At 71.9% G+C, this 22522-nt stretch carries 22 protein-coding genes; 5 read left to right on the top strand and 17 right to left on the bottom strand.

Going from position 1 to position 22522, the window contains the following annotated elements:
• The 11 genes from BLU79_RS23160 to BLU79_RS23210 all read right to left on the bottom strand — a co-directional run.
• Positions 1 to 278, bottom strand: a 278-nt coding sequence (locus BLU79_RS23160) for a transposase (RefSeq protein ID WP_143052521.1), incomplete at its 3' end; no start/stop codon positions are given.
• Positions 279 to 469: 191 nt separating this feature from the next.
• On the bottom strand, positions 470 to 1084 hold the full coding sequence (locus tag BLU79_RS23165; protein WP_093908113.1) for a hypothetical protein: 615 nt from the start codon (positions 1082 to 1084) through the stop codon (positions 470 to 472).
• Positions 1053 to 1862, bottom strand: a complete 810-nt coding sequence (locus tag BLU79_RS23170) for an FkbM family methyltransferase (RefSeq protein ID WP_093907795.1) — start codon at positions 1860 to 1862, stop codon at positions 1053 to 1055. Before BLU79_RS23170 ends, BLU79_RS23165 begins: the two co-directional genes overlap by 32 nt.
• Positions 1859 to 2086 carry a Trm112 family protein gene (locus BLU79_RS23175; RefSeq protein WP_093907796.1) on the bottom strand — a complete coding sequence of 76 codons (228 nt, stop codon included), beginning with the start codon at positions 2084 to 2086 and terminating at the stop codon, positions 1859 to 1861. The genes BLU79_RS23170 and BLU79_RS23175 overlap by 4 nt, the downstream gene beginning before the upstream one ends.
• The gene (locus BLU79_RS23180; protein ID WP_093907797.1) at positions 2083 to 3006 is read right to left on the bottom strand and encodes a hypothetical protein; all 924 of its coding nucleotides are present in this window, start codon (positions 3004 to 3006) and stop codon (positions 2083 to 2085) included. Before BLU79_RS23180 ends, BLU79_RS23175 begins: the two co-directional genes overlap by 4 nt.
• Positions 3007 to 3029: 23 nt before the next feature.
• Positions 3030 to 3767, bottom strand: coding sequence for a class I SAM-dependent methyltransferase (locus BLU79_RS23185; protein ID WP_093907798.1), 738 nt, complete (start codon positions 3765 to 3767; stop codon positions 3030 to 3032).
• On the bottom strand, positions 3764 to 5152 hold the full coding sequence (locus BLU79_RS23190; protein ID WP_093907799.1) for a condensation protein: 1389 nt from the start codon (positions 5150 to 5152) through the stop codon (positions 3764 to 3766). Before BLU79_RS23190 ends, BLU79_RS23185 begins: the two co-directional genes overlap by 4 nt.
• Complete coding sequence (locus BLU79_RS23195; protein WP_093907800.1) at positions 5149 to 9624, bottom strand: DUF3367 domain-containing protein; 4476 nt, start codon at positions 9622 to 9624, stop codon at positions 5149 to 5151. The genes BLU79_RS23190 and BLU79_RS23195 overlap by 4 nt, the downstream gene beginning before the upstream one ends.
• The gene (locus BLU79_RS23200; protein ID WP_093907801.1) at positions 9621 to 10373 is read right to left on the bottom strand and encodes a class I SAM-dependent methyltransferase; all 753 of its coding nucleotides are present in this window, start codon (positions 10371 to 10373) and stop codon (positions 9621 to 9623) included. The genes BLU79_RS23195 and BLU79_RS23200 overlap by 4 nt, the downstream gene beginning before the upstream one ends.
• Before the next feature lie 77 nt (positions 10374 to 10450).
• Positions 10451 to 11605, bottom strand: coding sequence for a glycosyltransferase family 4 protein (locus BLU79_RS23205; RefSeq protein WP_093907802.1), 1155 nt, complete (start codon positions 11603 to 11605; stop codon positions 10451 to 10453).
• 219 nt (positions 11606 to 11824) lie between these two features.
• The gene (locus BLU79_RS23210) at positions 11825 to 12811 is read right to left on the bottom strand and encodes a cell envelope lipid trafficking protein PgfA (protein ID WP_093907803.1); all 987 of its coding nucleotides are present in this window, start codon (positions 12809 to 12811) and stop codon (positions 11825 to 11827) included.
• A gap of 214 nt (positions 12812 to 13025) precedes the next feature.
• Between BLU79_RS23210 and BLU79_RS48335 the strand changes: the two genes are divergently transcribed.
• A complete protein-coding gene (locus BLU79_RS48335) occupies positions 13026 to 13178 on the top strand; it encodes a hypothetical protein (RefSeq protein WP_167348315.1) in 153 nt (50 codons plus the stop codon).
• A 2-nt stretch (positions 13179 to 13180) separates the two neighbouring features.
• Entirely contained in the window at positions 13181 to 14428 is a 1248-nt protein-coding gene (locus BLU79_RS23215) for a PucR family transcriptional regulator (RefSeq protein WP_177001144.1), read from the top strand.
• 55 nt (positions 14429 to 14483) lie between these two features.
• On the opposite strand, the gene BLU79_RS23220 is transcribed toward BLU79_RS23215, so the two are convergent.
• The 3 genes from BLU79_RS23220 to BLU79_RS23230 form a co-directional block, all read right to left on the bottom strand.
• On the bottom strand, positions 14484 to 15338 hold the full coding sequence (locus BLU79_RS23220) for a hypothetical protein (RefSeq protein WP_093907804.1): 855 nt from the start codon (positions 15336 to 15338) through the stop codon (positions 14484 to 14486).
• An 86-nt stretch (positions 15339 to 15424) separates the two neighbouring features.
• Positions 15425 to 15871 (bottom strand): hypothetical protein, encoded by a 447-nt coding sequence (locus BLU79_RS23225; RefSeq protein WP_093907805.1) that lies wholly within the window; start codon positions 15869 to 15871, stop codon positions 15425 to 15427.
• Positions 15872 to 15918: 47 nt separating this feature from the next.
• Positions 15919 to 16506 carry a DUF2269 domain-containing protein gene (locus BLU79_RS23230; RefSeq protein WP_093907806.1) on the bottom strand — a complete coding sequence of 196 codons (588 nt, stop codon included), beginning with the start codon at positions 16504 to 16506 and terminating at the stop codon, positions 15919 to 15921.
• A gap of 173 nt (positions 16507 to 16679) precedes the next feature.
• Here BLU79_RS23230 and BLU79_RS23235 point away from each other — a divergent pair, with 173 nt between their 5' ends.
• The 3 genes from BLU79_RS23235 to BLU79_RS23245 all read left to right on the top strand — a co-directional run bounded on the left by BLU79_RS23235 (position 16680) and on the right by BLU79_RS23245 (position 18911).
• Entirely contained in the window at positions 16680 to 17150 is a 471-nt protein-coding gene (locus BLU79_RS23235) for a hypothetical protein (RefSeq protein WP_093907807.1), read from the top strand.
• Between the two features lie 139 nt (positions 17151 to 17289).
• A complete protein-coding gene (locus BLU79_RS23240) occupies positions 17290 to 18063 on the top strand; it encodes an IclR family transcriptional regulator (RefSeq protein ID WP_093907808.1) in 774 nt (257 codons plus the stop codon).
• Entirely contained in the window at positions 18060 to 18911 is an 852-nt protein-coding gene (locus BLU79_RS23245; protein WP_093907809.1) for an SMP-30/gluconolactonase/LRE family protein, read from the top strand. Before BLU79_RS23240 ends, BLU79_RS23245 begins: the two co-directional genes overlap by 4 nt.
• Before the next feature lie 102 nt (positions 18912 to 19013).
• Here BLU79_RS23245 and BLU79_RS23250 read toward each other — a convergent pair whose 3' ends face one another.
• The 3 genes from BLU79_RS23250 to BLU79_RS23260 all read right to left on the bottom strand — a co-directional run bounded on the left by BLU79_RS23250 (position 19014) and on the right by BLU79_RS23260 (position 22296).
• Positions 19014 to 20357 (bottom strand): NAD(P)/FAD-dependent oxidoreductase, encoded by a 1344-nt coding sequence (locus BLU79_RS23250; RefSeq protein WP_093907810.1) that lies wholly within the window; start codon positions 20355 to 20357, stop codon positions 19014 to 19016.
• 74 nt (positions 20358 to 20431) lie between these two features.
• Positions 20432 to 21682, bottom strand: a complete 1251-nt coding sequence (locus tag BLU79_RS23255) for an MAB_1171c family putative transporter (RefSeq protein WP_371131912.1) — start codon at positions 21680 to 21682, stop codon at positions 20432 to 20434.
• On the bottom strand, positions 21679 to 22296 hold the full coding sequence (locus tag BLU79_RS23260; protein WP_177001145.1) for a toxin-antitoxin system, toxin component family protein: 618 nt from the start codon (positions 22294 to 22296) through the stop codon (positions 21679 to 21681). The genes BLU79_RS23255 and BLU79_RS23260 overlap by 4 nt, the downstream gene beginning before the upstream one ends.
• Positions 22297 to 22522: the final 226 nt, after the last annotated feature.

The following is a 22522-nucleotide window of genomic DNA, read 5'->3' on the forward strand; positions in this document are numbered from 1 at the left end:
CGGTGCAGCACGGCCTCGTGGAGGCGGCCCCAGACGCCGGCTCTCGACCAGATCAGGAACCTGCGGTGGGCGGTCGACTTCGATATGCCGAAGCATGGCGGCAGTTGGCGCCAGGCGCAGCCACTGACCAGGACGTAGATGATGGCCGCAAACAGCGTCTCATCAGGCGTGTCCTGCGTTCCGCCGCCCTGCGGCCGCACCTTCGGAGGTGGGATCAGCGGCCTCGCGATCTCCCATAAGCCGTCCGGCACGATCCAACTCCACGTTCCCCGCCCCATACCGGGTCAACGCCCGCCTCACCACGTAGGACACGGTCTAAGGGTCGGGCCGTTCTCGGCTACGGGGCAGGCCCCTTCCGGCTACCGGGCAGGCCGCCCCGACCACCGGGTCAACTCCCGACCACCGAGCCGACCGCCCCGACCACCGGGTCAACCCCCGACCACCGAGCCGACCGCCCCGACCACCGGAACTACCGGACCGCCACCCGCTGCAGCAGCCCCCACGTGAACTCGGCGACCACCTCCCGCCGCACCCCCTCCCCGTCCGGCGCCGTGAACGCCAGCCCCCACCGCGTCGGCGCCGTGCCCTCCAGGGGCCGGGCGGGGGCGAAGGCGCGGGCCGCCTCGTCGACCGTGCAGGACCAGGGGGCGAGGTCGGACAGGGTGCGCAGGGTCGGGCCGGGCGCTCCCGGGGCGCGTACCAGCCACTCGTTCCAGACGGCGCCGTTCGGGGCGAGCAGTACCTCGAAGCGCAGGTCGGGCCAGAGCGGGACCGGCCACAGCCAGGCCTCGCACTCCAGGTCGCCGACCTTGCGGGTGACGACGGACTCGGGCGCGCCCAGCACCGACCGGTACCGGGAGGCGGCCCCGCGTGCGCGCGGCGAGCGGACCATGGCCTGCCATCGCTTGTTCGCCTCGCGCATCTCCGCGAGGGAGACGCCCAGTTGACGGCGGGCGTCGTCCACCAGGTCCGGATTGTGGTCGGCCATGCGGCGCAGCAGCACGAGCTGGAAGTCGCGCGGGGTGAAAGGGCCGACGGGGTTCGTTCCGCCGCTAGCGGGGTGTTTTCCGGGTCCGGAGGGCATGCCGCCCATCGTCGCCGATCGGGCGGCGGCCGTCGGGGAGAAAGAGGACTGAGTTGACGTACCGCGGCCCCCGGAAGGGCAGGATCCGACGCAGCAGGCCCTGGGTGACGACGTACGAGGTCTCCGCCTGGTGGGCCTCCAGCGGGAAGTGGCTCAGGGGCACCCAGTCGCGGCCGGGCAGCACCCAGCCGTCGTAGCCGAGCAGCGACAGATATGTCACCACCGGGCCGATCGGCTGGATGCGGGACTCCAGCTCGATGAACAGGGTGGGCCGGTCGCGCGCCAGGATGCCGGTCGCGCCGCGCAGCACCGCGAGCTCGCTGCCGTCCACGTCGACCTTGACGAACCCGACGTCCTTGAGGCCGAGTTCGTCGAGGGTGACACAGCTGACCGGCAGTGCCGTGGCGTGGATGTCCCGGCGGACCAGGGAGGACACACCCCGGTCGCCCGCGTCGTGCGGCGGCAGCCAGAGCCGGGCCGCACCGGGGCGTTCGGCCGCCGCGGCCTGCACGATCCGGACGTTGGGCGGGGCCGTCGCCGCCAGCAGCCGGGCCAGATGGGGAACCGGCTCCACGGTCACCACCCGGCGTGCCCGTCTCGACAGCCGCCGCGTCCACGGGCCGTACCACCCGCCGACGTCCACGGCCGTCCCGCACCCGGCGGGGCACAGCTCGGGCAGCCGGGCCAGCTCCGGCTCGAAGCGCGGGTACACGGCCCGGGCGACGGCGGCGACCAGGCGGGTGGGCAACAGCGGGGCGATGCTCGCGGTCAGGGTCATGGAGCCATCCGTTTGAGGAGGTCTTCGTGCTCGTCGTCGGAGACCTGCTCCCCGGAGGCCGGCAGCAGCTGCGGGATGCCGTCGACGATCGGGTAGCGGCGGCGCAGGCGCGGGTTGTACAGCGCCTCGGCCGGGGCCGCGGTGTCATCCGGCGCGACGAGGTGCAGCGGGCCCTTGTCGAGCGGGCACGCCAGGATCTGCAGCAGGGGGTCGTCGGGTTTCATGGTGGTGTCAACTCCTTGGCACCGATGGGGGGTTGAGGAGAGGGCGGAGGCTCGGGGCGACGGTCGTGGCGCGGCATCGACAGCAGTACGGCGACGGCGAGCGCCGTACCCGCGACCCGCAGCGCCAGCCGCAGCGGATCCTCGGGCAGCGATTCGCCGAACGACAGCGTGCCGAGCACGGCCGTGTAGAGGGAGGTCACCGTCGTGCACACCGGCACGATCAGCGAGGCCCGGCAGCGCTGCAGCGCAGCCTGCGACATGACCAGCCCGAACGCGCCGGTGAACAGGAGGAGATACGGGTACGGGGAGCGCAGCAGGTCCAGCAGCGCGTCACCGAGCCCACTGGTCGTCAGGTAGCTGGACACCCCTTTGATGGCCAGTGAGCTCACCCCGTACAGCAGCCCCACCGCCACGCCGTACTCCACACCGGTCGTCGGCAGCCGGTGTCGGTGCCGGGTCCTGCGCTCGGCGGAGTTGTACAGCCACACGCCCGCGGCCAGCGACGGCACGCACACCAGCAGGATCAGCGGGTACGGCGCGGCTTGACTGACGGTCTCCGAACCCTCCCGCAGCGACAGCACGACCATCAGCAGGGCGGCGAGGATCGCCCCGAGCGCGTACCGCTCCCGCCCGCTGGTCTCCTCGCCCAGCAGCCGCGCGGAGAGCAGCACGAGCAGCACGAGACCGGAGACGAAGATGCCCTGCGCGGCGGCGATCGGCAGGGTGCGGTAGACGACGAGCTGGGCGCCGAACCCGGCGGCGAGGGCGAGCGAACCGCCGATCCACAGCGGGCTGCCGAGCACCAGCCGCAGCAGCCGTGCGGGTTGCCGGATGCTCACCTGCGGAAGTGCGGTCAGCGCCCGTTTCTCCAGGACGAAACCGAGGCTGTACAGGGTGTTCGCCAGCAGGGCCGCGGCCACTCCCCACCACATGGTCCACCCCCCTAGGTCCGTCGAGCGTGCAGCAGCAGGATCGACGCGAGCGACGGCCGGGCGCAGGCCAGCCGGTCGAGCGGGCGCAGCGGACGCGGTACGCCGTGGAAGGGCGCGCCCGCGAGGCGTACGACGTCGAAACCGGACGCGGCGACGAACTCCCGCAGCGCACGGGCGGTGTAGAGCCGCAGATGCCCCACGACCTCCCGCCCCGGCCGCCCGTGGATCGCCCGCAGACTGACCTCCGAGAACACCGGCTGCACCCCGGCCAGCAGCAGGGCGCGGTTGTACCAGGCGGCCAGGTTCGGGGTGGAGAGCATCAGATGGCCGCCGGGACGCAGCACACGGCGGATCTCGTCCAGCGCGGCGTCCGGGTCGACGAGGTGCTCGATCACCTCGCTGAACAGCACGGCGTCGGCGGACCCGGTCCGGAACGGCAGCCCGCCGCCGGTGAGTTCACCGCGGACGGCGTACGGGATCCGGGTGCGGGCCCGCCGCAGGGCGTCCTGCGACCAGTCGATGCCGACGATGCGGTGGCCGGGGAGGAAGGGGGCTGCGGTGGCCGCGGCGGTTCCGTCGCCGCAGCCGATGTCGAGGATCGTGCCCGTCCGTTCGGCGGACGCCGGCCCCAGGGCCTCGGCGAGCATGCGGGCCTGGCGGCGGCTGCGGGGGGTGCCGGAGGCGACGGGCACGGCGGGGTTCTCGTAGAAGTCGCGTAGTTCGGGGGGCTTCACAGGGGAAGTCGTCACGGGGTCACCTCCGTGGTGTGCAGATAGTGCTCGAAGAGGTCCCTCAGGTGGGCGCCGTCGCCATGGCTGAGCAGGGCCCGCGACCAGCGCAGGGCGAGGTGGAGGCGGCCCGCCGTGGAGGCGGTGGTGACGGTGAGGCCGCGGGGCATCCGTGCGGGCGCCGAGAACCACACGGCGTGCGCGCGGCCGGTCTCCTCGCCGAAGTCCAGGGGGTAAGGGATACGGCCGATGTTGCTGAGGAGGGTGGTCGAGGTCCAGGGCGCGGCGGCTCTGCGCAGGCCGCGGGTGAGGACGGCACGGACGGCGACGGGGGCCCAGGGGGCGGTGAGGAGGGAGGCGCCGTGGCCGAGTTGGGGGCGGGGGAGGGACTTCAGGGCGCGGGTGCGGGTGGCCGTGCGGTGCAGGAGGGCGGGCATGTCGGCGGGGGTGTGTGCCGCCAACTCCCCCGGAGTGAAGGGGACTTCGACCAGTCGGGTGCCGTTGCCGATGGGCATGGTGGCGTCGCGGGGGCGGTCGTCCACGGGCATCGTGATGCGGAGGGGGCGGGGGTGGGCGCCGTGCTCCCTGTTCCAGTGGGCGATGGTCAGGGCCGTGGTCACCATGAGCTGGTCGTTGACCGTGTAGGGGGAGCCCTTGGGGCGGTGGGGGAGGGGGAGTTCGGTGACGAGCATGCCGTTGCCGGGGGAGGGTTCGGGGGCGCCGGGGGCCACACGGGCGGGGGGTGACCAGTTGGAGGGCATTTCCTCGGTGGCGGGCTGGGCCTCGGTCGTGCGCGTGGGCGGTGCGGCGGGGGAGTTGTCCCTGCCGCTGTAGAGCTCGGCGGCGGTGGCCAGGACGCGGAGGCAGGCGGGGCCATCGAGGGCGGTGTGGTTGATGGTGAGGAAGAGGACGGTTCCTTGTGCCGTCCGTGGCTGCGGACTGTCGGCTCCGCGCAGCCGCACACCCACGGCATCGGTCGCCTCGCTCCCCTCGACCGGCCCCGCCCCTTCCACCACCTCCACCCTGATCGGCGGGGACAAGGACAACGGCGGTGCCTGAGTCAGCGCCCGGGTCCGCGCGTCCCGCAACGCGTCCCGCCCCGGCGCCGGAAAGCTCACCACCTCCACATCCGGCTCCGCCGTCAGCTCCCACTCGTACCGCCGCCGGTACCACCGCCCCGGCGCCTCCCGCATGAGGATCCGCGGATGCCGACGCAGGGCCTCCGAGAAGGCCGTACGCAGTCGCCACGCATCCAACGGCCCCGGCAGATGGACCTCGATATGCACCGTCTCCGGCTCCTCCTCCTGGAGGCAGTGCCGGGCGACTTCGTCCACGACGGGGAACGGGACGCGAACCGGCGGCCGAAGCGGACCGTCGGCTCGCGCGGGCTGCTGCAGTGCGGTCATGTGGCCTCGCCCTTCCCGGCGTCGTCGGACCCCGACGCGTCCTCGGGCCCGGTCGCCCGGAACCGCGGCTTACGGGGCGCGATCCGCGCGGTCGGCGGATCCGGCACCGGCCCACCGGGGCCGCGGGCGGAGAGGGTCGGCCCCGAGTCGGGGGGCGGAGTTGTGGGATCGGGGCGCTCGGAGGGCTCGGTCCCCAGCGGACTGCGCCCCCGCTCGCGGTGCGGCAACGGCCGCGTCGGCGCCTCTGGGGTGCCGAAGCCCGGAACCAGGCCGCCTCCGGCGGCCGACGGCAGCACGGCTGTGGCGCCGGGCCCACCCGCTCCTTGGCCCGGGCCGCCCGCTTCTCCGGCCGCCCCTTCCCGCTCCCTCACCCCGACCACACCTGCGAACAGCCCGATCAGCGCGAGCAGTTGAGCCGCCCGGCCGAAAGCGCCCTCTCCTGCCCCCACCGGCTCCCCGGCCCCGACGGCCGCGGCAACCCCCGCGCCCGCGAGGGCCACCAACGCGATCGGTACGAGCAACGTATGCCGTCGCCACGCCACCACCGCCAGCGCCGGCACCAGCAGCGCGAACCACCCGGCGATGAACACCGCGACCACCGTCACGGCCACCGTGCCCAGCCACAGACCGGGCAGCGGCGGAGCGGGCTGCGGCTCGTCGGGGTTCGGGGCGCGACGGCGCCACAGCGCCAGCCCGGCCAGCAGCGCGAGTGCGACCGCGCTGCCGATCAGCCCGCCCTCGTACATCACGGCAGGCTCGTACGACAGCTCGACCGTGCCCCCGGCGCCCGCCGGGATCCGCCAGCCCTGCTGCCAGCCGTCCAGCCGTACCGGCGTCAGTTCCTTGCCGTTCAGCGTGGCGTGCCAGCCGTCGTTGAAGTTCTCGTACGTCGTCAGGTAGCTCGCCGCCCCCGACCCGACGCTCACCGCGCGCCGGTCGCCGAGCCAGTCCCGTATCTCCAGGTCACGCGCCGCTGTCGAGGCGTCGGCGACCGTGCCGCGCGTGAGTGTCACGTCGGTGAGCGTGAGGGGCCCGGCGTCTCCGCCCTCGACCTGGTGGTCACCGGCGGTCAGCTGCACCTCGGCGTCGTCGCGACCGCGCTGACAGAGCGTCACCTCGACGCGGCGCCGCTCCACGAGATCCCGTACGGTCCCCCGCACACTCGTCTCGTACAGCTCCCCGTCCACCGACACCACCGGCCCGTCCCCGCACGGCAGCGAGAACGTCCGGGTGGCCTTCGGCTTCGGGGTCCGGTACTGGTCGAGGGCCGGGAAGTAGGCCTCGGTCAGGCCGACGGGCAGTTGCAGATCCTCGCCCACCATCGGGTTGTAGAGGGTCAGGGGCGCCGTCTGGGTGATCGTGATGTCCAGGCGGTCGGTGGTGATCGGCGGGAAGCGGACGATGCCGTTCTCGTCGACGCCCGCGATCGCCGCGCCGTCCGGGGAGCTGATGTGCACCTCGGTCGGACGGGTGGACAGCCCGCCGGCCGGCGCGAGCACGACCTCCCCCACCGCCTGCTTTCCGGGCCAGCTCAGGTGGATCGTGGGCCGGTCGCCCGCGATCCACGCCGTGGTCAGGTCGCCGTCGGTGAGGTTGCGCGGCGACAGACCGGCCCCCAGCCGTGCCGTGGAGTCGGCGGTCGCGACGATCCGGTTCTGCTGGTCCGGCGCCACCTCGTACAGCAGCTTGTCCAGCTCCTCGCCCGGCACCGGTATCGCGCTCGCCCGGATCTCGTACGTCCCCGCGGTGGACGTCGTGAAGCGCCGGTGCAGGCCCGCCTCCGTGCCCGTCGGGGACAACCCGGTGGGGTCGGCCGTACGGGACAGCGAGACGATCTCGGCGCCGGCGCCCGTCCCCTTGGTGTCGGTGGGCAGCCGCAGCAGCCGGGTCACCTGCACGTCCGGCAGATCGATCTCGGAGAAGCCGGCGCCGGTCAGTCCGGCCCGCCGGGACACGGTGTCCGTGATCGTCAGCTTCATCCAACCGGTCTCGCCCGCAGGCGCCTTGACGGTCTGCGCACTGCCGTCCGGCCGCAGGAAGGAGCTCACCGCCCCCTTCTCCGTCTCCACCCGCACCCGCGTTGGTGCCTCCCGCACACCCTCCTGGGGCAGCGGCGTCACCTTGAACGACGACGGCATGTCGTACGACCCGCCCGCGAACGCGATCCGCAGCCACTCCCCGTCCGGTGACCCCTCCGAGCCCTCGGTCCAGGCCGTGTCCGGGTTGCCGTCGAAGGCGTTCACCGGATCGAACTGCGGCAGATGGAAGAGCCAGCTGCCGTACGACGACGCCGTCACCGACCGCGCCCCGCGCAGCTCGGCCACCGTCTGGTGGTCGAGGCCGCTGGTGGGCAGGATCTGGTGCGGACTCTCGCCCGCGTCCTGGGCGGCGTCGGGCGCATTGCGCTCATCGCGGGTGTACGTGTACGAGGTGTTGGCGTTGATCAGCCCGAACCGCGTGTCCGCGCGCCGCAGCCCGTCACCGACGACCTGCACCGAGGGCGAGCCAAGACCCGGATGGTTGTCGCCGGTCAACACGGTTGCCCGGCCGCGCAGTTCGGACGCCAGCGGCAGCAGCGACTCCGGCCCGCCGGAGACTACGGCCGTGTCGGCGACCGGCTGCAGCCCGGCCTGGTGCGGGCGCGGCACGTCCTCGCCCACCGGCTTGTAGATCTCCACCGCCCGCTGCTGCGGATACAGCCCCTCCACCTGGAGCGGGGTGTCCGGGGCGATCGTCCCGATGGTCGAAGTGGGCCCCAGACCGGTGACCCGCTCGTACCCGGACTGTTCCAGGGTCCGCTTCACCGTGGTCGTGGGGACCTGCCCGATCTGGTCGGGATCGAGGTCGTTGCGGACGACGACGTAGTAGATGCCCGCTCTGCTCAAGTAGTCCGCCAGCCCCGGCACTTGGCCACCACTCACCAGCGCCTGCTCGACGGCGTCCATGGCGCGCCGGTTGCCCGGAGTGCCGAAGGGGACGTAGTCGCGCTGCGCCCAGCGCGAGTCGGCCACGACGTCGAGGGGCTGGTCGATGGTGGAGCCCCAGGTGTAGATGCCGTGCGCGCTCGCCGGGACGACGAGGGCTCGGGCGTCGGGGGAGTACTTCTCCATCCAGTCGGCCGTGGCCTGCCAGTACTTGGGGATCTCCTTGAAGGAACCCGGGTTGAGGATCGAGCCGTTGAGGTACGGCCACATCAGTCCCGGCAGCACCAGCACGGCCGCGATCAGCGCGGCGAACCGCCGCCCCCGCACCGGCCGTGCTCCGCGCACCTCGGCCGCCACGCCCACCAGATGGGCGAGCCCCAGCGCCAGCGCCAGGGCGAGCCCCGTCTGGAACTTGTAGATGTTCCGGAAGGGGACGAGCCCGCCGTCCAGCCAGTCCTGCACGACCCCGTGGAAGGGCGCGCCGAACGTCCCGCCGTACCCGGCGAGCAGGATCAGCGCGACCGTCACCACGGTCAGCACCAGCCACCGCCGCTCCGGCATGTCCCGCCGCGCCAGCCCCGCGAGCCCCAGCCCGGCGGCGAGCGCCGAGCAGACGATCACGACGACGGCCGAGGCGACGGTCCAGCCGGCCGGCAGCCAGGCCTCTCCGAAGTGCAGATAGGCGACCCAGTTCCCGGCCCCGCGCAGGGCCTCGGTCGCCGACATGGTCTCGGTGGTGGTCTGCGAATTCTCCACGTAGGGAAGGAAGTTCTCGCCGTAGGTGCCGAGGAGCAGAAGCGGGATGACCCACCAGGCGGTAGCCAGAATCACCCCGGGCACCCACCACGCGATCAGCTTCCGCTGCCGTGGCCCGGCCGGCCGGGACAGCAGATACAACCCGACGGGTAGCAGCGAGGCCAGCGTGGAGGCGGCGTTGACACCGCCCATGAAGGGGATGATCAACGCCGACCGCAGGGCGGCGACCCGCGCGGCGAACCGCTCATTGGTCAGCGGCAGCAGCACCCACGGCAGAAACGCACCGGGCAGCGCGGCAGCGGACGTAGACCCGACGACGATGGTGAAGACGGGCCACAACGCATAGACGACCGCGGCCACCAGCCGCGACCCGCCGCTCCCCACCCGCAGCCGCTCGGCCAGCCGCAGCGCACCCCAGAAGGCGACCGACACGATCAGCGACAGCCACAACCGCTCCGCCAGCCACACCGGCAGCCGTACGACATCGGCCAGCCAGTAGAACGGCAGCATCGGCCACAGATAGCCCGAGTACTGGTTCTGGATGCCGCCGAAACTGCCCTCGTCCTGCCACAACTGGCCCAGGTCGGCGAGGAACTGGCCGGGATCGACGGTCACGCCCAGCTTGGTGTCGAACGTCTGCCGTCCTGGCTGGACCGCCACCAACAGCACGAACACCACGGCCCAGAACCCCAGCAGCCAGCGCCGCGACCGCGGCCCCTCCGGCGGGCCCGCGGCAGGCACGGAGGTCGGTACGGCTGCCGGGGGAGGAGCCTGGACCGTGGTCGTCGTCATGGTGGACACCGCCTGAGGATGAGGAGGAGGTTCCAGGTGGCGAACTCGCGGATACCGGGCACCTTCACCACGGTCTCCGCGAGGAACGGCCAGTAGCGGGAGCGCGCCGACACGACCTCGACGTCGTCGCGGGCGCGGACCTGCCGCAGGGTGGCGCCGATGTGCACGGCGAAGAGGTTCTCGCCGAGGGTGTGCTTGGCCGCCCGTCCGGTACGGCGCTGGTAGCGGGCACGGGCCCGCTCGGCACCGAGGTAATGCCAGGGCGCCCACTCATGACCGCCCCAGGGGGACAGCCAGTTGGTGAACGACACGTAGATCAGCCCACCGGGCCGGGTCACCCGCGCCAGCTCACTCAGAAACGTCTGCGGATCGGCCACATGCTCCAGCACATTGGAGGAGAAGGTGACGTCGGCGACGCCGTCGCGCAGGGGGAGCAGATAGCCGTCGGCGACGACGGCTCCATCAGGAGGCTTCTCGCCGAGCTCCGCCAGGTCCGGCTCGAAGAGAAAGGCATGCGCCCCCCGCAGCCGAAACTCCTCGGTGAAGTACCCACTCCCGCCACCGACGTCCACGACGGTACGCCCGGCGACGGGCCCGTCGTAGGCCTCGACCTGATCGGCGGCATCACGGGCCAGCAGTGAGTAGCAGGCTTCGGGGTCCTCCTGCTCATGGAGGAAGGCCCGAAAGAGAGCGAGAGACCGCCGAAAGGAGGGGTCCTTGTGAGTTCCGGGTTGGGGCGCTCCCCTCAAGGGGCGCGGGGAACTGCGCGACCAGCCACGAATCACCGGCACTCGCGAGACGACCGAACCATCACGGCGTTTAGGCGTCACGACGCCCCGTCCCGCCGCACGGCCTCTGAAGCAACGGCAAGAAACTGCCGCACCGTCCGATCCCACCGATACCGCGCAGACCGATCCCGCGCAGCCTTCCCCATCAACTCCCGCCGGTGCCCGGACAACGCCAACGCACACCAAGCAGCAGCGAACGAAGACTCTCCCTGCGCCAACACCCCGGTCTCCCCGTCCACGACGGAATCCCGAAGCCCAGGCACATCAAAGCCGATGGTCGGAGTCTCGCGCGTCGCGGCCTCGGTCACCACAAGCCCCCACCCCTCCACGGCAGAGGGATGCATCAGCATCCAGGCCTCGCACAGCAGCCGGTGCTTCTCGGCCTCGGAGACATGCCCGGTGAACTGGACACCAGGACCGGCGAGCTGCTCCAACCGCTGCCGCTCGGGCCCGTCCCCGACGATGACGAGCCGCCCACCGGTAACGGGCCGCACGCGCTCCCACAACCGCAGCAGCAGATCGATCCGCTTGTATTCGACAAGTCGGCCCACGGCCACGAACAGCGGCTCCGGGGAACGCTCGCCGAGCGGCCCCGGCTCCTCCACCCCGTTGTGCACGACACGGATCCGCTCCCGCTCGACGCCGATCCCGCGCAGCGCCTGCGCCGTGGACGGCGACACGGCGACCAGCAGACTCCGCCGCTGCGCCCCGGTCAGCGCCCAGTGCTCCAGTCTTCGGCCGAGCCGAGCGGCAGGCGCCATCGCCCCGCCGAACCGCATCTTCCACAGATCGGTGTGCACATGGTTGACCAGGCACAACGTGGGCCCGCGATGCCAGAGGGGGGCGAAGTACGGCATCCCGTTGCAGACCTCGACCAGCAGATCGCAGTCGCCCACCTGGCGGGCGAAGGCGGATCTGGCGCGCAGATAGTGGCCGTAGGAACCGCCGGCGGACACGACCCGGTAGTCGCGGTAGGCCGCGGGGCCTCCGCACAGGAGGGTGACCTGATGGCCGAGCCGGGTCAGCCCGTCGGCAAGGCGGTCGACCAGCAGCTCGGAGCCGCCGGCGGCCTCGTTGCCCAGGTCACGGTGGGCGAGAAAAACGATTCGGCGCGGATGTGGGGGAAGCGCCGGGGGGTGCTGCGGTGCCAAGGGGAGACTGGCACGCAGCTGGGAAGGCACGTGCTGGGGCATGGGTGCTCCAACTCGTCTCAGGGTGCGGAACTCAGCGTGGGGGTGGGGAGGGTTTGGGTTCCCGTGGGGGGAATCGGAGTTTCGTGGGTCTCTTACGGTCACTTTGCGTGGGGTATGGACAGGCTGTGTCCGGGTGGGGGTGGACAGTTTTCGCCCAGCCGTTCGCCAGGGCTACTCACCGGCGTGACAATTTCCGGCTTTGTTAGAGCTGACGTCACGTCACATCGTGAGCGAGGGCTGGGGCATCTCGACCGTTTCCGGGGAATCCGGCCGCTTACGCCCTCGTACCACCAAAACGCCACCCACCACCGCAAGTGCGAATCCTGCCCCAGCAGTCCCGATGGGCAGCGTCTCGCCCACCATACGCAGCAGCCCGCTGTCCCGTTTCGCCTGCCGCACGGCGTCCTTCTGCGTGGCCGTGGTGAACGCGATCTTCTCGCTGTCCAGCAGCACCACCGCGTCCTTGTCGCCGCCGGGCGCCCGCAGCGTACGGCGCGGACCGGTCTGGGCGTAGATCACCCGGCCGGTGCGCTGGTCCACGACCAGCTTGAACCCGTGGTTGGAGTACCACTCCTCGGCCAGCACCTGCGGCCGGTTCGGCTGGTCGACGATGCTGCCGGGGACGAGCCGGGTGCCGACCTTGCGGGGCGCGACCGTGGCGGTGAACCGGTAGCCGGTGTAGCCCTGGACCTTCTCGGTGCCGTCGTAGCGCATGGTGACTGTCGTGCCGCCGGTGTTGTCCCACCACTGGTAGGAGCGTTTCTGCACGTCGAACGGGAACTTCAGATAGGCCTCGCCCTCGATGTAGGGCGTCTCCTTGCAGCAGTGCACCGGCCTGGTCGTCTTCCGGTCCATCACCCAGCGGTGCGGGGCGAAGTCCAGCGCGTCGTGCGGGTCGGCGGCCGGCAGCGACTTGTCGGTGTCGACGGTGGTGATCACGTCCCAGACGCCGTTGCCGCTGCGCTCACTTTCCGCCACATTGCCGCGCACCCGCTGGGTGACGGTGATTTTCTGGTCCGGCACGGTCTCGATCTTGTCGGTGTCGAAGACGCTGCCGGTGCCTTTGTAAACGGCGGTGGTGTCGATGTCGATGGGGTTCACGGCGGCACGCGGGGTCACGTACCAGGCCAGCATGGGCGCCAGTACCAGCAGAAACGTGCCGATGCCCAGCAGGATCAGCGAGAGAGGTGAGGCTGTACGGCGCATCCGGCACTCCTGGGGTTTGACGCACACTTCGGTGCACGGTCGTTGCCTGGCCGTTCTTGGGCCGGGAACCGTAGGCGCCCCTTGACTGAGTGTCAATGTCTTGACGGTCTTGACGGGGCAGTCACAGCTTGTCGAGACTGGGCCCGACAGGCAGGGGTCGGATCGGACTTGTGACCCGGGGTGGGGACCTCCGGACAGAGAGGCTGACCCTGCGATGTCCAGACTGCTCGCCGCCGCGCTGACCGTCGCGCTCGCCGCCGTACTCGCGGTGGGCGCCGCGCTCGGCGTCGTCGCGCTGCTGGAAGCGACGCCCGACCAGCCCAACACGCCCTTGATCACCTACGAGCAAGCGGGCCAGGGGAGTTGACCGTGGCAGCGATCCGCTCCACGACCTCCCCGGCCGCGCCCGCCCGCTCGGCCTGGCACGACGTACCCCGCTTCCAGGTCCGCCGTTTCGCGGAGCTGGCCATGGCGGACGCCCCGGCCCTCGCCGAGGAGATCCTCAGCGAGATCCGGCGCGAGTACCCGCACCTGCCCGTCGTCCTCGACGAGTCGGGCGAGCCGATGGCCCTGGTCGGCATCCGGCGCGCGATCGAGGTGTTCGTCCAGCACCTGGAGACCTCGGAGGGCCGCCCGAGCGTCCCGCCGGGCGTCTTCCAGGAGTTCGGCCGGGGCGAGGGCCTGGGCGGCCGCTCCCTGGACTCGCTCCAGGCGATCTACCGGATGGGCGTACGGCTGGCCTGGCGCCGTTTCGCCGAGATCGGCCAGCGCGTCGACATTCCGCCGCCCGCGATGTACGAGCTGGTGGACGCGGGATACGAGTATCTGGACGGCCTCGTCGACCAGTCGGTGCGCGGGTACGCCGAGGCGGCGGCACGACAGGCGGGCGAACGGCTGCGCCTGCAACGCCGCCTGATGGAACTCCTGCTGGCCGAACACCACCGGGGCGATCCGGCGGACGCCCTGACGGAGCGGGCGGCCCGGATCGGCTGGTCGTTGCCCGAGAAGGTCGCGGTGGGGGTGCTGCTGCGCCCGGCACGGGAGGCGGTGGCGCCGGCCGTGGGGCAGGGGGTGCTGCTCGACATGGAGTACGAGCAGCCGCGCATGGTCGTCCCCGAACCGGACGCCGCCGGCCGCCCCGAACTGCTGCACCGGGCGCTGACCGGCTGGGCGGGCGCGATCGGCCCCCCGGTCCCGCTCGCCGACGCGGCGAAGTCGCTGCGCTGGGCCGAGGCGGCCGTACGCCTGATGGAACGGCGGCTGCTGCCGGCCGGTGAGGTCCTGTACTGCACCGAGCACACCGAGGCTCTCGTCCTCCTGCAGCCCGAGGAGCTGATCGACGACCTGGCGGTGCGGTGCCTGGCACCCCTGGAGCACTGCGGGCCCACGCACGGGCGGCGGCTCGCCGAGACGTTACTGGCGTGGCTGGAGACCAGGGGAGGGGCGCCGGAGGTGGCGGCCCGCCTGGGGGTTCATCCCCAGACGGTCCGCTATCGGCTGCGGCAGATCCGGGAGTTGTGGGGCGACGAGATGGACGACCCGGACCGGCGGTTCGAGCTGGAACTGGTGTTGCGGGCCCAGCGGTTGAAGGGGGCGCTGGGGGAGCCGCGCCGATAGTGCCGAGGACGGCGCAGGCTCCCGTGCACCCGTGCGGGCCGCCCGGGCGCGAACCTCAGAGGCCGTAACGGCTCTTCAGATGCCGCCAGAAGTCCCGGAACATCCACTTGTCGAACTCGGTGATCTGGGCGGCCGATCCGGCCTTCATGAGGAAGCAGCACTGGCCGGTCGGGGTCCAGTCGTAGAAGTCGTCGAGCCCGAAGGTGTGGCCGACTTCATGCAGATAGATGTGGATGTTCTCCTGCCCCAGGGCCGAGGTGAAGTACTCCTGCCCGACCCGCTGGCCCCAGTCACCGCCGGCCCCGCCCTGGAACCCCTTGGTCAGCCACAGGGACTGGTCGTAGTGGCGGGCGGCACCGCCCGGGCACTTGGAGTAGTTGCCGTCCTGGTGGAAGAAGCGGCCGCAGTCGGGGGCACACTGGGGCGCGTCTTCGCTGTCCAGGACGCCGCTGTAGATGTCGACGGAGTTGTCGGTCCACTGGAGGGTGGAGCGGTTCTTGACCGCCCAGCCGACGATGTTGACGGGCACGTTGGTGTACGGCCAGGCGTTGTGCCCGGCGCCGTTGCTCTTGACCATCGCGGCCATCCACTTCCCGAACTGCTTCTTCAGGGCGGCGTGGATCTGGTCGCGCAGGGCGGCGCTGACCGGCGCGTCGGACTCCCAGCGGACGCAGTAGTTGACGCTGCCCTTGTTGGCCATGACCTGGTCCCAGCCGTAGTTGCGGAAGCCGTAGAGGTCGGGGTAGGTCGACTCGACGTGGTTCCAGACCTCGCCCAGGGGCTGGACGAGGTTGGTCGGCGGGTTCCACTGTTCGGCGGCCTGGGCGGGGGCCGCGGTGACGGCGGGTGCGGCGATCAACGCGACGACGGCGGCGAGTACGGCGCCGAGTCGCGCACAGCGGGTGCGCATGGCGAACTCCCTTGGTGGGGGACGGGACTTCGCCTGTACGTTGCCGCCGGGGCGGTGGAGGTTGCCCGAGGCGGGCTACTTGTGTGTCACGGCGGTGTCCGGGGCACCTGCCCGACGGTGAACCCCTCGCCGTCCTGGAACTCGATCAGCAGCCGGGCGTCCATGAGATGGACCCAGAACTCGGGGCAGCACTCCACCACGGTGTCGGCGTGCGCGGCCAGCAGCCCCGCGTCCAGCGCGACCGAGGGCACCGCGAGGTTTCCCCAGAACACGACCGCCGTCTCGCCCGCAGGCGCGTGCCGGAGCAGCAGCTCGCGCAACTGCGCGCCGTCGAAGGCGGAGGAACGCTCGACCACCTCGGCTCCCCGCCAGTCCAAGCGGGTCGACCCGACGGTGCCGAACCGATTGAGACCCATCGCGGCGACCGCACGGTTCTCGTCGTACGAGAGGACCACCGCCGCCGCCTCGCCGACGGCGTGCACCAAGGCGGCGATCTCCTCCTGCTGTGTGCCGTAGCGGGCTCTCGCGCTCAAGGTGTGTGCCCCATGCGGGCATCCTGCCAGTGCTGCCGAGGAGGGGGTCAGACGGTCTGGCGGGCGGGCTTGGCGGTGCCCGACGCGGTGCGGGCTGCGGCGGAGGCGGCGCGCAGCCGTCGCCCCCGCCGGGTCAGCCCCCAGGGCTTGAGGATCGAGATCACCGTCATGAAGACGTACGCGGACAGCGACACGATCGGCCCGAACAGGACGTCACCGGCATCGGGCAGCGGCCCGCCCGCGGCGACGGCGGCGACCGCGGAGTTCACACCGGGGCGCAGGGCGAAGACGGTGGCGGTGGTCGTGGCCAGGGTCACCCAGAACTTGACGTAGACCCACCGGTGCCGCGCCAGTCCCCACTGCGTGCCCAGGGCCAGCACGAGCCCGCTGACCAGCGTGAGGAACGCGACCGGCAGCAGAAGCCAGTCGGCGAACAGCTTCATGGCCCGTACGGACGCCTCCACGGCCACCGCGGACCCGGTCGAGCCCGCGGTGATCCCGAGCGCGAGCAGCCCGACCGTGAGCCCGAGCCAGCTCGCGGAGGCGACGACGTGGACGACGAGGACGGCCCGGCGGGCGGGACGGCTCAGTTTCTTGGCCGACGCGGCGGAGGGGGTGGCAGATGTGGAAGACATGGAAGACATGGAAGACGTGGAAGCCATGGACCCCACCGTGCCGGGCGGGAAGAACGAGGACGTCTGACAGCGGGAGAAACCCCGTGTACTGCCGTGGGAGTACCCGACGCCCCTCGGGCTGCTCCCGCGCCGACCGACCGCAGAGCACCCCGCTCGCGAACAGAGGAGACCCGATGCGCCGACCGACACCCCACACCGCCCTACGACAGCTGGAGGCGTTCGTCGGAGCGTGGGACATGTGGGCCGCGGGCCGCACCGTCGGCCCCATCCGGACGGAATTCGCCTGGCTGGAGGGCGGCGCCTTCCTCGTCCAGCGCGCGGATGTCACCCCCGAGACCGCCCTCCCCGGCGAGTGGGCCGCGCACGCTCCCTTCCCCACCGTCGCCCTGACCGGCTACGACGACACGGCCGAGGAGTACACGGTCCTGTACGCCGACGGCCGCGGCGTGACCCGCGTCTACCGAGGCAGCCTGACCGACCGCACCTGGCGCCAGTGGCGCTCCGCCCCCGGCTTCCACCAGCGCCTCACCGCCACCGTCAGCCCCGACGGCACCACGATCGAGGGCAGCTGGGAGCAGTCACCCGACGGGGAGCGGTGGACGACGGACTTCGATGTGAGGTTTGTCCGCACTGAGAGGCCGTAAAGCGGAGGGATCTTGTCAGAGAGGCAGCGCAGCCCCATTGCCGGGGCAAACGCACTTTGAGTAGCCTGTGTTCGTTATTCCGATCGGCTGTTGAAATCTCGAACGCAGCCTCACTGACACCCAAGGGAGGGGGCCGGACGTGGGACGCCTCGTACCAGCCGTGACCAGGGCTCTCGACATTCTCGAGCTCTTCCTCGACGGGGACGGCACACTCTCCGCCCCCGACATCGTGCGCAAGCTCCAGCTGCCGCGCACCACCGTGCATGAGCTGGTGACCACTCTCGCCGCCCGGTCGTACATCGTCCAGGTGCCGGGCCAGCCGGGACGGTACCGGCTCGGTGTGCGGCCGTACCAGCTCGGCAGTCGGTATGCCGAGCAGCTCGACCTCGCGGCCGAGGGGCAGCAGGTCGCCCGGTCCGTCGCCGAGACCTGCGACGAGACCGTGCACGTGGCCATCCTCGAAGGCACCGACGTGATCTACATCGCCAAGGTCGACTCGACGCACGCGGTGCGGATGGTCTCCGCCGCCGGGCGTCGGCTGCCCGCGCACTGCACCTCCGTCGGCAAGATGCTGCTGGCCTCCCTTCCCGAGCCCGAGCTCAGCGCGCGTGTCCCCGACGACGCCGAGCTCGTCGCGATGACTCCGAACAGCATCACCGACCCCGGCGCCCTGCGCGAGGCCCTTGCCGGGATTCGGGAGCGAGGGATCGCCGTCGAGAGCCGGGAGTCCAACCCGGATGTGTCGTGCGTGGCGGCTCCGGTGCACGACCGGACCGGCAAGGTCGTCGCCGCGCTCTCCATCTCCGTGCCCATGATCCGCTGGAGCGACGACCGCCGCGTCGAGCTGGAGCAGCTCGCCGCCAAGGGCGCCGCAGAGCTGTCGGAGCGTCTCGGACACCGGAGCGTGGCATGAGGGCGACGGCGTACGAGGTCGCGGTGCGGGCGGAAGCCGAGCTCGGTGAGGGGCCGACCTGGGACGCGGTCAGTGGGCGGCTCCTGTGGATCGACATCCTGGGGTCCCGGGTCCACACCTACGACCCCGTCTCCGGGCGTCGCTCCGTCCGTACGACCCCGCAGCACGTCGGCGCCGTCAAGCCGCGCGTCGGCGGTGGCCTCGTCCTGAACCTCCGGGACGGCGTGGGGCTGCTGGACCCGGACGACAGCTTCCGCTGGCTGCACCGAGAGACCGTTCCCGGCCGCCGCGCCAACGACGCCGCCGTCGCGCCCGACGGCTCCCTGTGGGCCGGCACCATGCGCTACGACGAGGCGCCGGGCGGCGGCACCCTGTCCCGGCTCACCGGTGACGGCTCGGCCGAGGTGATCCTCGACGACGTGGCGGTGAGCAACGGCACCGGCTGGAGCCCGGACGGGCGGCTCATGTACTACATCGACTCGCCCACGCGCCGTGTCGACGTCTTCGACCAGGAGGGCGGGCGGGCCGTGAACCGGCGGCCGTTCGTCACGATCGAGGACGGCGCCGGGTTCCCCGACGGGCTCACCGTCGACGCCGAGGGCTGCGTCTGGGTGGCCCTGTGGGAGGGCTCGGCCGTACGCCGCTACACCCCGGCCGGCGAGCTGGACCGGATCGTCCCCCTCCCGGTGCCCCGCGTCACGGCCTGCGCCTTCGCCGGCCCCGACCTGACCGACCTGTACATCACGACGGCCCGCGTGGGACTGACCTCACCGCCCGCCCTGGCCGGGTCGGTGTTCGTCGTGCCGGGCGCGGGGAAGGGGCTGGCGCAACCGGCGTTCGCCGGCTGACCCGCCTGGGGTGCGGCGGCGGCTCACTGCGGCGCCGCCGCAAGCCTCCACCCAGCCGGCTACCGCACCCCCCCCGACAAACCTCCGCCCCACGGCCTACGGCTACCGCAACCCGCCCGCCTTCATCTCCTCCGCAGTCAACGGCGGCCCGCTCAACGCCGGCTTGAGCGGCCCGGCCAGCGCCGCCAGCAGCACGGACGGGGCCAGCAGCACTTCCGCCCCCCGCTCCAGGGACGTCACATCCGTCACCCGCCGGGCGATCCGCCCGTTCCCGGTGGCCGTGTGCATCAGTCGGCCGACGTACGCGGCCACGAGTCGCTCCCTGAGCGTGGGGCCGTGCTCCGTCGCGCCGGGGTAGAACACGTCCTGGCCTATGGCCATGTCCCAGGCGGCGCCGACCGGGCGGGCCACCGCCCGCTGGACACCGCGCGCCACTCCCGGCGTCGCCCAACCCTGACGGCGCATCATATTCCGTAGGATCAGGGCGCTTTGGGCGGCGACCGCCAGCCCGTGCCCGTACACCGGGTTGAGCGCGGCGAGTGCGTCGCCGAGGACGACGAAGTTCTCCGGCCACGCCGGCATCCGCTCGTAGAAGTACCGGCGGTTGACCGTGCTGCGGGTGACCGACACGTCGGACAGCGGCTCGGCGTTGTCGAGCAGGTCGCCGATCAGCGGGTGCCGCAGCTCCTCGCGGGCGAAGCGGGCGAAGTCGTCGGCGTCGGCGGAGGGTTCGCCGCCGCGGGTGCCGCAGAGGGTGACGATCCAGCGGCCGTCCTCGATGGGCAGCAGGAAGCCCGCCCGGCCGGGCAGCCCGTCGCGCGGGTCGGGCTGCACGTTGACGACCGGGAAGCCGTCCCGGGCCGCCTCGGGGGCGAGGTGGAGCCGACTGGCGTACACCAGCCCGGAGTCGACCTCGCGCTGCTGCGGTGCGGGCAGCCCGAGGTCGGTCAGCCACCGGTGCGCTCCCGACCCGCGGCCGGTGGCGTCGACGACCAGGCCCGCCTCCAGGGTGCGTTCGGCGCCGTCGTGCGTCCGGATCCGTACGCCGGTCACGGCGGCGTCCGTGCCGACCAGCCCCAACGCCTCGGCCCGCTCGACCAGTTCGATCCGCTGGTCGGCGAGGACCTGCGCACGGATCGTCGCGTCCAGCAGATCCCGCCCGGCCAGGATCACATGGTGCGACTCGGGCCAGCGCCGGAACCAGCCCCGCGCCGACAAAGCGACCATGTCCGTGGTGACCGGCAGCCGGTGTGCCCCGGCCCCGCGCAGCGCCTCGGTGATCCCGGGCAGCAGTTCCGCCACGGCCTGCGCCCCGCCCGACCACAGCATGTGGGCGTGCCGGGCCTGCGGCAGGCCCTTGCGGGGAGCGGCTCCCGCCGGCAGGGCGTCGCGTTCGACGACGATGACCCGGTCCACGAACTCGGTCAGGGCGCGGGCCGCGAGCATGCCGGTATGGGATCCCCCGAGGACGACGGCCGTTCTGAGCGACTGTGTCATGTCCCCGGGGGTGTGCTGTTCAGTCATGCGCGAGCTTTCTCTGCCTGGGCGGCCGCGCGGTCGCGTACCGCCTTGATGTCGTCGGGGTGGCGGAGGGCTCGGGACACGGCCTGGATCTCCCGCAGCAGGTACGCGGTGTCCGGGCCGGACGGTGCGGCGGTGCTCTCGGTCTCGGGGGACCGCTTGCGGGTGTCGACGGCGTCCAGGATCGTCACGGCCGCGGCGAGGGCCTCGGCCCGGGCGGGCACGAAACCGAGGGCCAGGGCCGCGTCGTACGACCGGCCGCGCAGGTCCTCGTCCAGGTGCCGGGACACCTGGAGGAGCCCGTCGCGGATGAACGTCTCACGGCGGATCAGGCGCAGCTCGCCGGTGCCGCGCAGGGCGAACGGCTCGCGTCCGCCGGTGACGGACCGCATCAGCAGATAGAGGGGCCGCAGCCGCAGGCGGTGCAGCCGGATCCGCCAGCGCTCGTGCAGGTACTGGCCGGCGTGCGGGATGATGAAGCCCACCGCGACCAGCGAGGCGGAGACGCAGGCGGCCGACGGTGCCAGGTCGGTGCTGAGCCAGTCCAGGTCGTGGCCCAGCCACCGGGCGACGACGGCGGTGAGCTTGGACGCGTCGAAGAGCAGGTTCGTCGCGTAGCCGACACCCAGGAACCTGAGCCCCCAGCGCAGCCAGGCGTCGAGGCCGTCGGTGCGGATCCAGTTCCAGATCAGCCGGGCCGTGATGGTGCAGGCCACGGTGTGCGCGAGGAGGTAGAGCAGGATCATCTCGCGCATGAAGGGCGTGGTCGCGTAGTACGTGTCGAGGTCCCGGAGCCGTTCCACGGGGGCGTCGGCGAGTGCGAAGAGGCCCCACAGGGTGGCCACCACACCGGCGTACACGGAGACGACCCAGCGGGTCGCGCGGCGGGTCGCGGTCGAGTCGTCGGAGAGACCGTTGCGCCAGGCGATGATCAGCAGCAGCCAGGACGCGCAGAGCGCGGTGAGCAGGGAGTACACCCAGGGCGCCGAGATGTTCGGCACGCCGGTGACGCGGTTGGTCCAGGCGATGGTGTTCGGGGCCGCGAAGACGAACACGGCGCAGGCGAACAGCAGCAGTCCGCCGACGGCGCGCAGCAGCGGGTCCCGCCACATCTTGACGATGCTGGGCAGCTTGATCGCCAGGGCGGCGGTCAGGATGACGGTCGGGATCCAGAACGAGATGTACATGTCGCCGAGGAGGGCGGAGGGTTCCTGGGCCGCCTGGGCCGCCTGGGCCGCAAGGCCGGTCATCGCGTCGTCCCCCCGCCGTCGCCCCCGCGATACCCCATCGAACGCTGCACGGGCCCGAGCGGCACGTCCGGCCCCGTCCCCGACAGCAACGGCCGGAAGGCGGCGGCCAGTCGGTGCCCGAAGTCGTCGGCCTCGGCCTCGTCCCGCTGCCGGGAGCCGTCGCGGGCGGCCACCGCGAGGGCGATGTCCTTCCACCCGGGCCGGTCGGCGAGGGCGTGCACGGCCGCCGTACCGGAGGTGTGGTCATGACCGTGCCCGGCGTGCAGATGCCACAACTCGTGGCCGAGGATGACCAGTTGCTGCACCGCCTCGGCCCGTTCCTCGACGATGACCAGGTCGAAGTCCTGGAACTCCACCCACAGCCCGGTCACTTCGATCTCGTCGGGGAACCGCTCGAAGCGCAGCTCGACGGGCCGCCCGCCGCGTCGTGCGCTCATCTCCGCGCACAGCGCGTGGCACACCTCGCGTACGTCGGCCGGGGGATGAGGTCTGGCACGTACGGCCGCGCTCAGCTCGGAAGCCAGGTCGCGCATGGTCGAGGCGCGGTGAGAGCGCCGCGACCGCAGCATGGAAGCGACCCGGGCCGCCCATGTGCGCGCGCCCGCGATGTCCATCGCACCCCCTGTTCCTCCGCCGCTCGGCGGGCCGTTCGAGCGTACGCGGCCCGACGTGCCCGCGTCATGCGATACGGCGACCGTTGTTCAACCGGTAACCAGCACTGCTGCTCTCGGAGCCCGCGCCTGTCTCGTCCGTCTCCCTTCCCTCCCGCCACCCACTCGGAATTCGTGCACAAGGCATTGACTAGAAAGCGCTTGCCGCCTACGGTCCCGTTCGAAGTTA

Origin of the sequence: Streptomyces sp. cf386, from assembly GCF_900103585.1 — a bacterium.
In the GTDB taxonomy this organism is placed as follows: Bacteria; Actinomycetota; Actinomycetes; order Streptomycetales; family Streptomycetaceae; genus Streptomyces.

Excerpts from the sequence above, each read along its gene's own strand:
- BLU79_RS23235 (WP_093907807.1), top strand. The coding sequence starts at position 16,680 with ATGCGCCGACCGACACCCCACACCGCCCTACGACAGCTGGAGGCGTTC.
- BLU79_RS23250 (WP_093907810.1), bottom strand. The coding sequence starts at position 20,357 with ATGCTCGCGGCCCGCGCCCTGACCGAGTTCGTGGACCGGGTCATCGTC.
- BLU79_RS23210 (WP_093907803.1), bottom strand. The coding sequence starts at position 12,811 with ATGCGCCGTACAGCCTCACCTCTCTCGCTGATCCTGCTGGGCATCGGC.
- BLU79_RS48335 (WP_167348315.1), top strand. The coding sequence starts at position 13,026 with ATGTCCAGACTGCTCGCCGCCGCGCTGACCGTCGCGCTCGCCGCCGTA.
- BLU79_RS23195 (WP_093907800.1), bottom strand. The coding sequence starts at position 9,624 with ATGACGACGACCACGGTCCAGGCTCCTCCCCCGGCAGCCGTACCGACC.
- BLU79_RS23175 (WP_093907796.1), bottom strand. The coding sequence starts at position 2,086 with ATGAAACCCGACGACCCCCTGCTGCAGATCCTGGCGTGCCCGCTCGAC.
- BLU79_RS23205 (WP_093907802.1), bottom strand. The coding sequence starts at position 11,605 with ATGCCCCAGCACGTGCCTTCCCAGCTGCGTGCCAGTCTCCCCTTGGCA.
- BLU79_RS23170 (WP_093907795.1), bottom strand. The coding sequence starts at position 1,862 with ATGACCCTGACCGCGAGCATCGCCCCGCTGTTGCCCACCCGCCTGGTC.
- BLU79_RS23260 (WP_177001145.1), bottom strand. The coding sequence starts at position 22,296 with ATGGACATCGCGGGCGCGCGCACATGGGCGGCCCGGGTCGCTTCCATG.
- BLU79_RS23245 (WP_093907809.1), top strand. The coding sequence starts at position 18,060 with ATGAGGGCGACGGCGTACGAGGTCGCGGTGCGGGCGGAAGCCGAGCTC.
- BLU79_RS23255 (WP_371131912.1), bottom strand. The coding sequence starts at position 21,682 with ATGACCGGCCTTGCGGCCCAGGCGGCCCAGGCGGCCCAGGAACCCTCC.
- BLU79_RS23230 (WP_093907806.1), bottom strand. The coding sequence starts at position 16,506 with ATGTCTTCCACATCTGCCACCCCCTCCGCCGCGTCGGCCAAGAAACTG.
- BLU79_RS23190 (WP_093907799.1), bottom strand. The coding sequence starts at position 5,152 with ATGACCGCACTGCAGCAGCCCGCGCGAGCCGACGGTCCGCTTCGGCCG.
- BLU79_RS23165 (WP_093908113.1), bottom strand. The coding sequence starts at position 1,084 with ATGCCCTCCGGACCCGGAAAACACCCCGCTAGCGGCGGAACGAACCCC.
- BLU79_RS23220 (WP_093907804.1), bottom strand. The coding sequence starts at position 15,338 with ATGCGCACCCGCTGTGCGCGACTCGGCGCCGTACTCGCCGCCGTCGTC.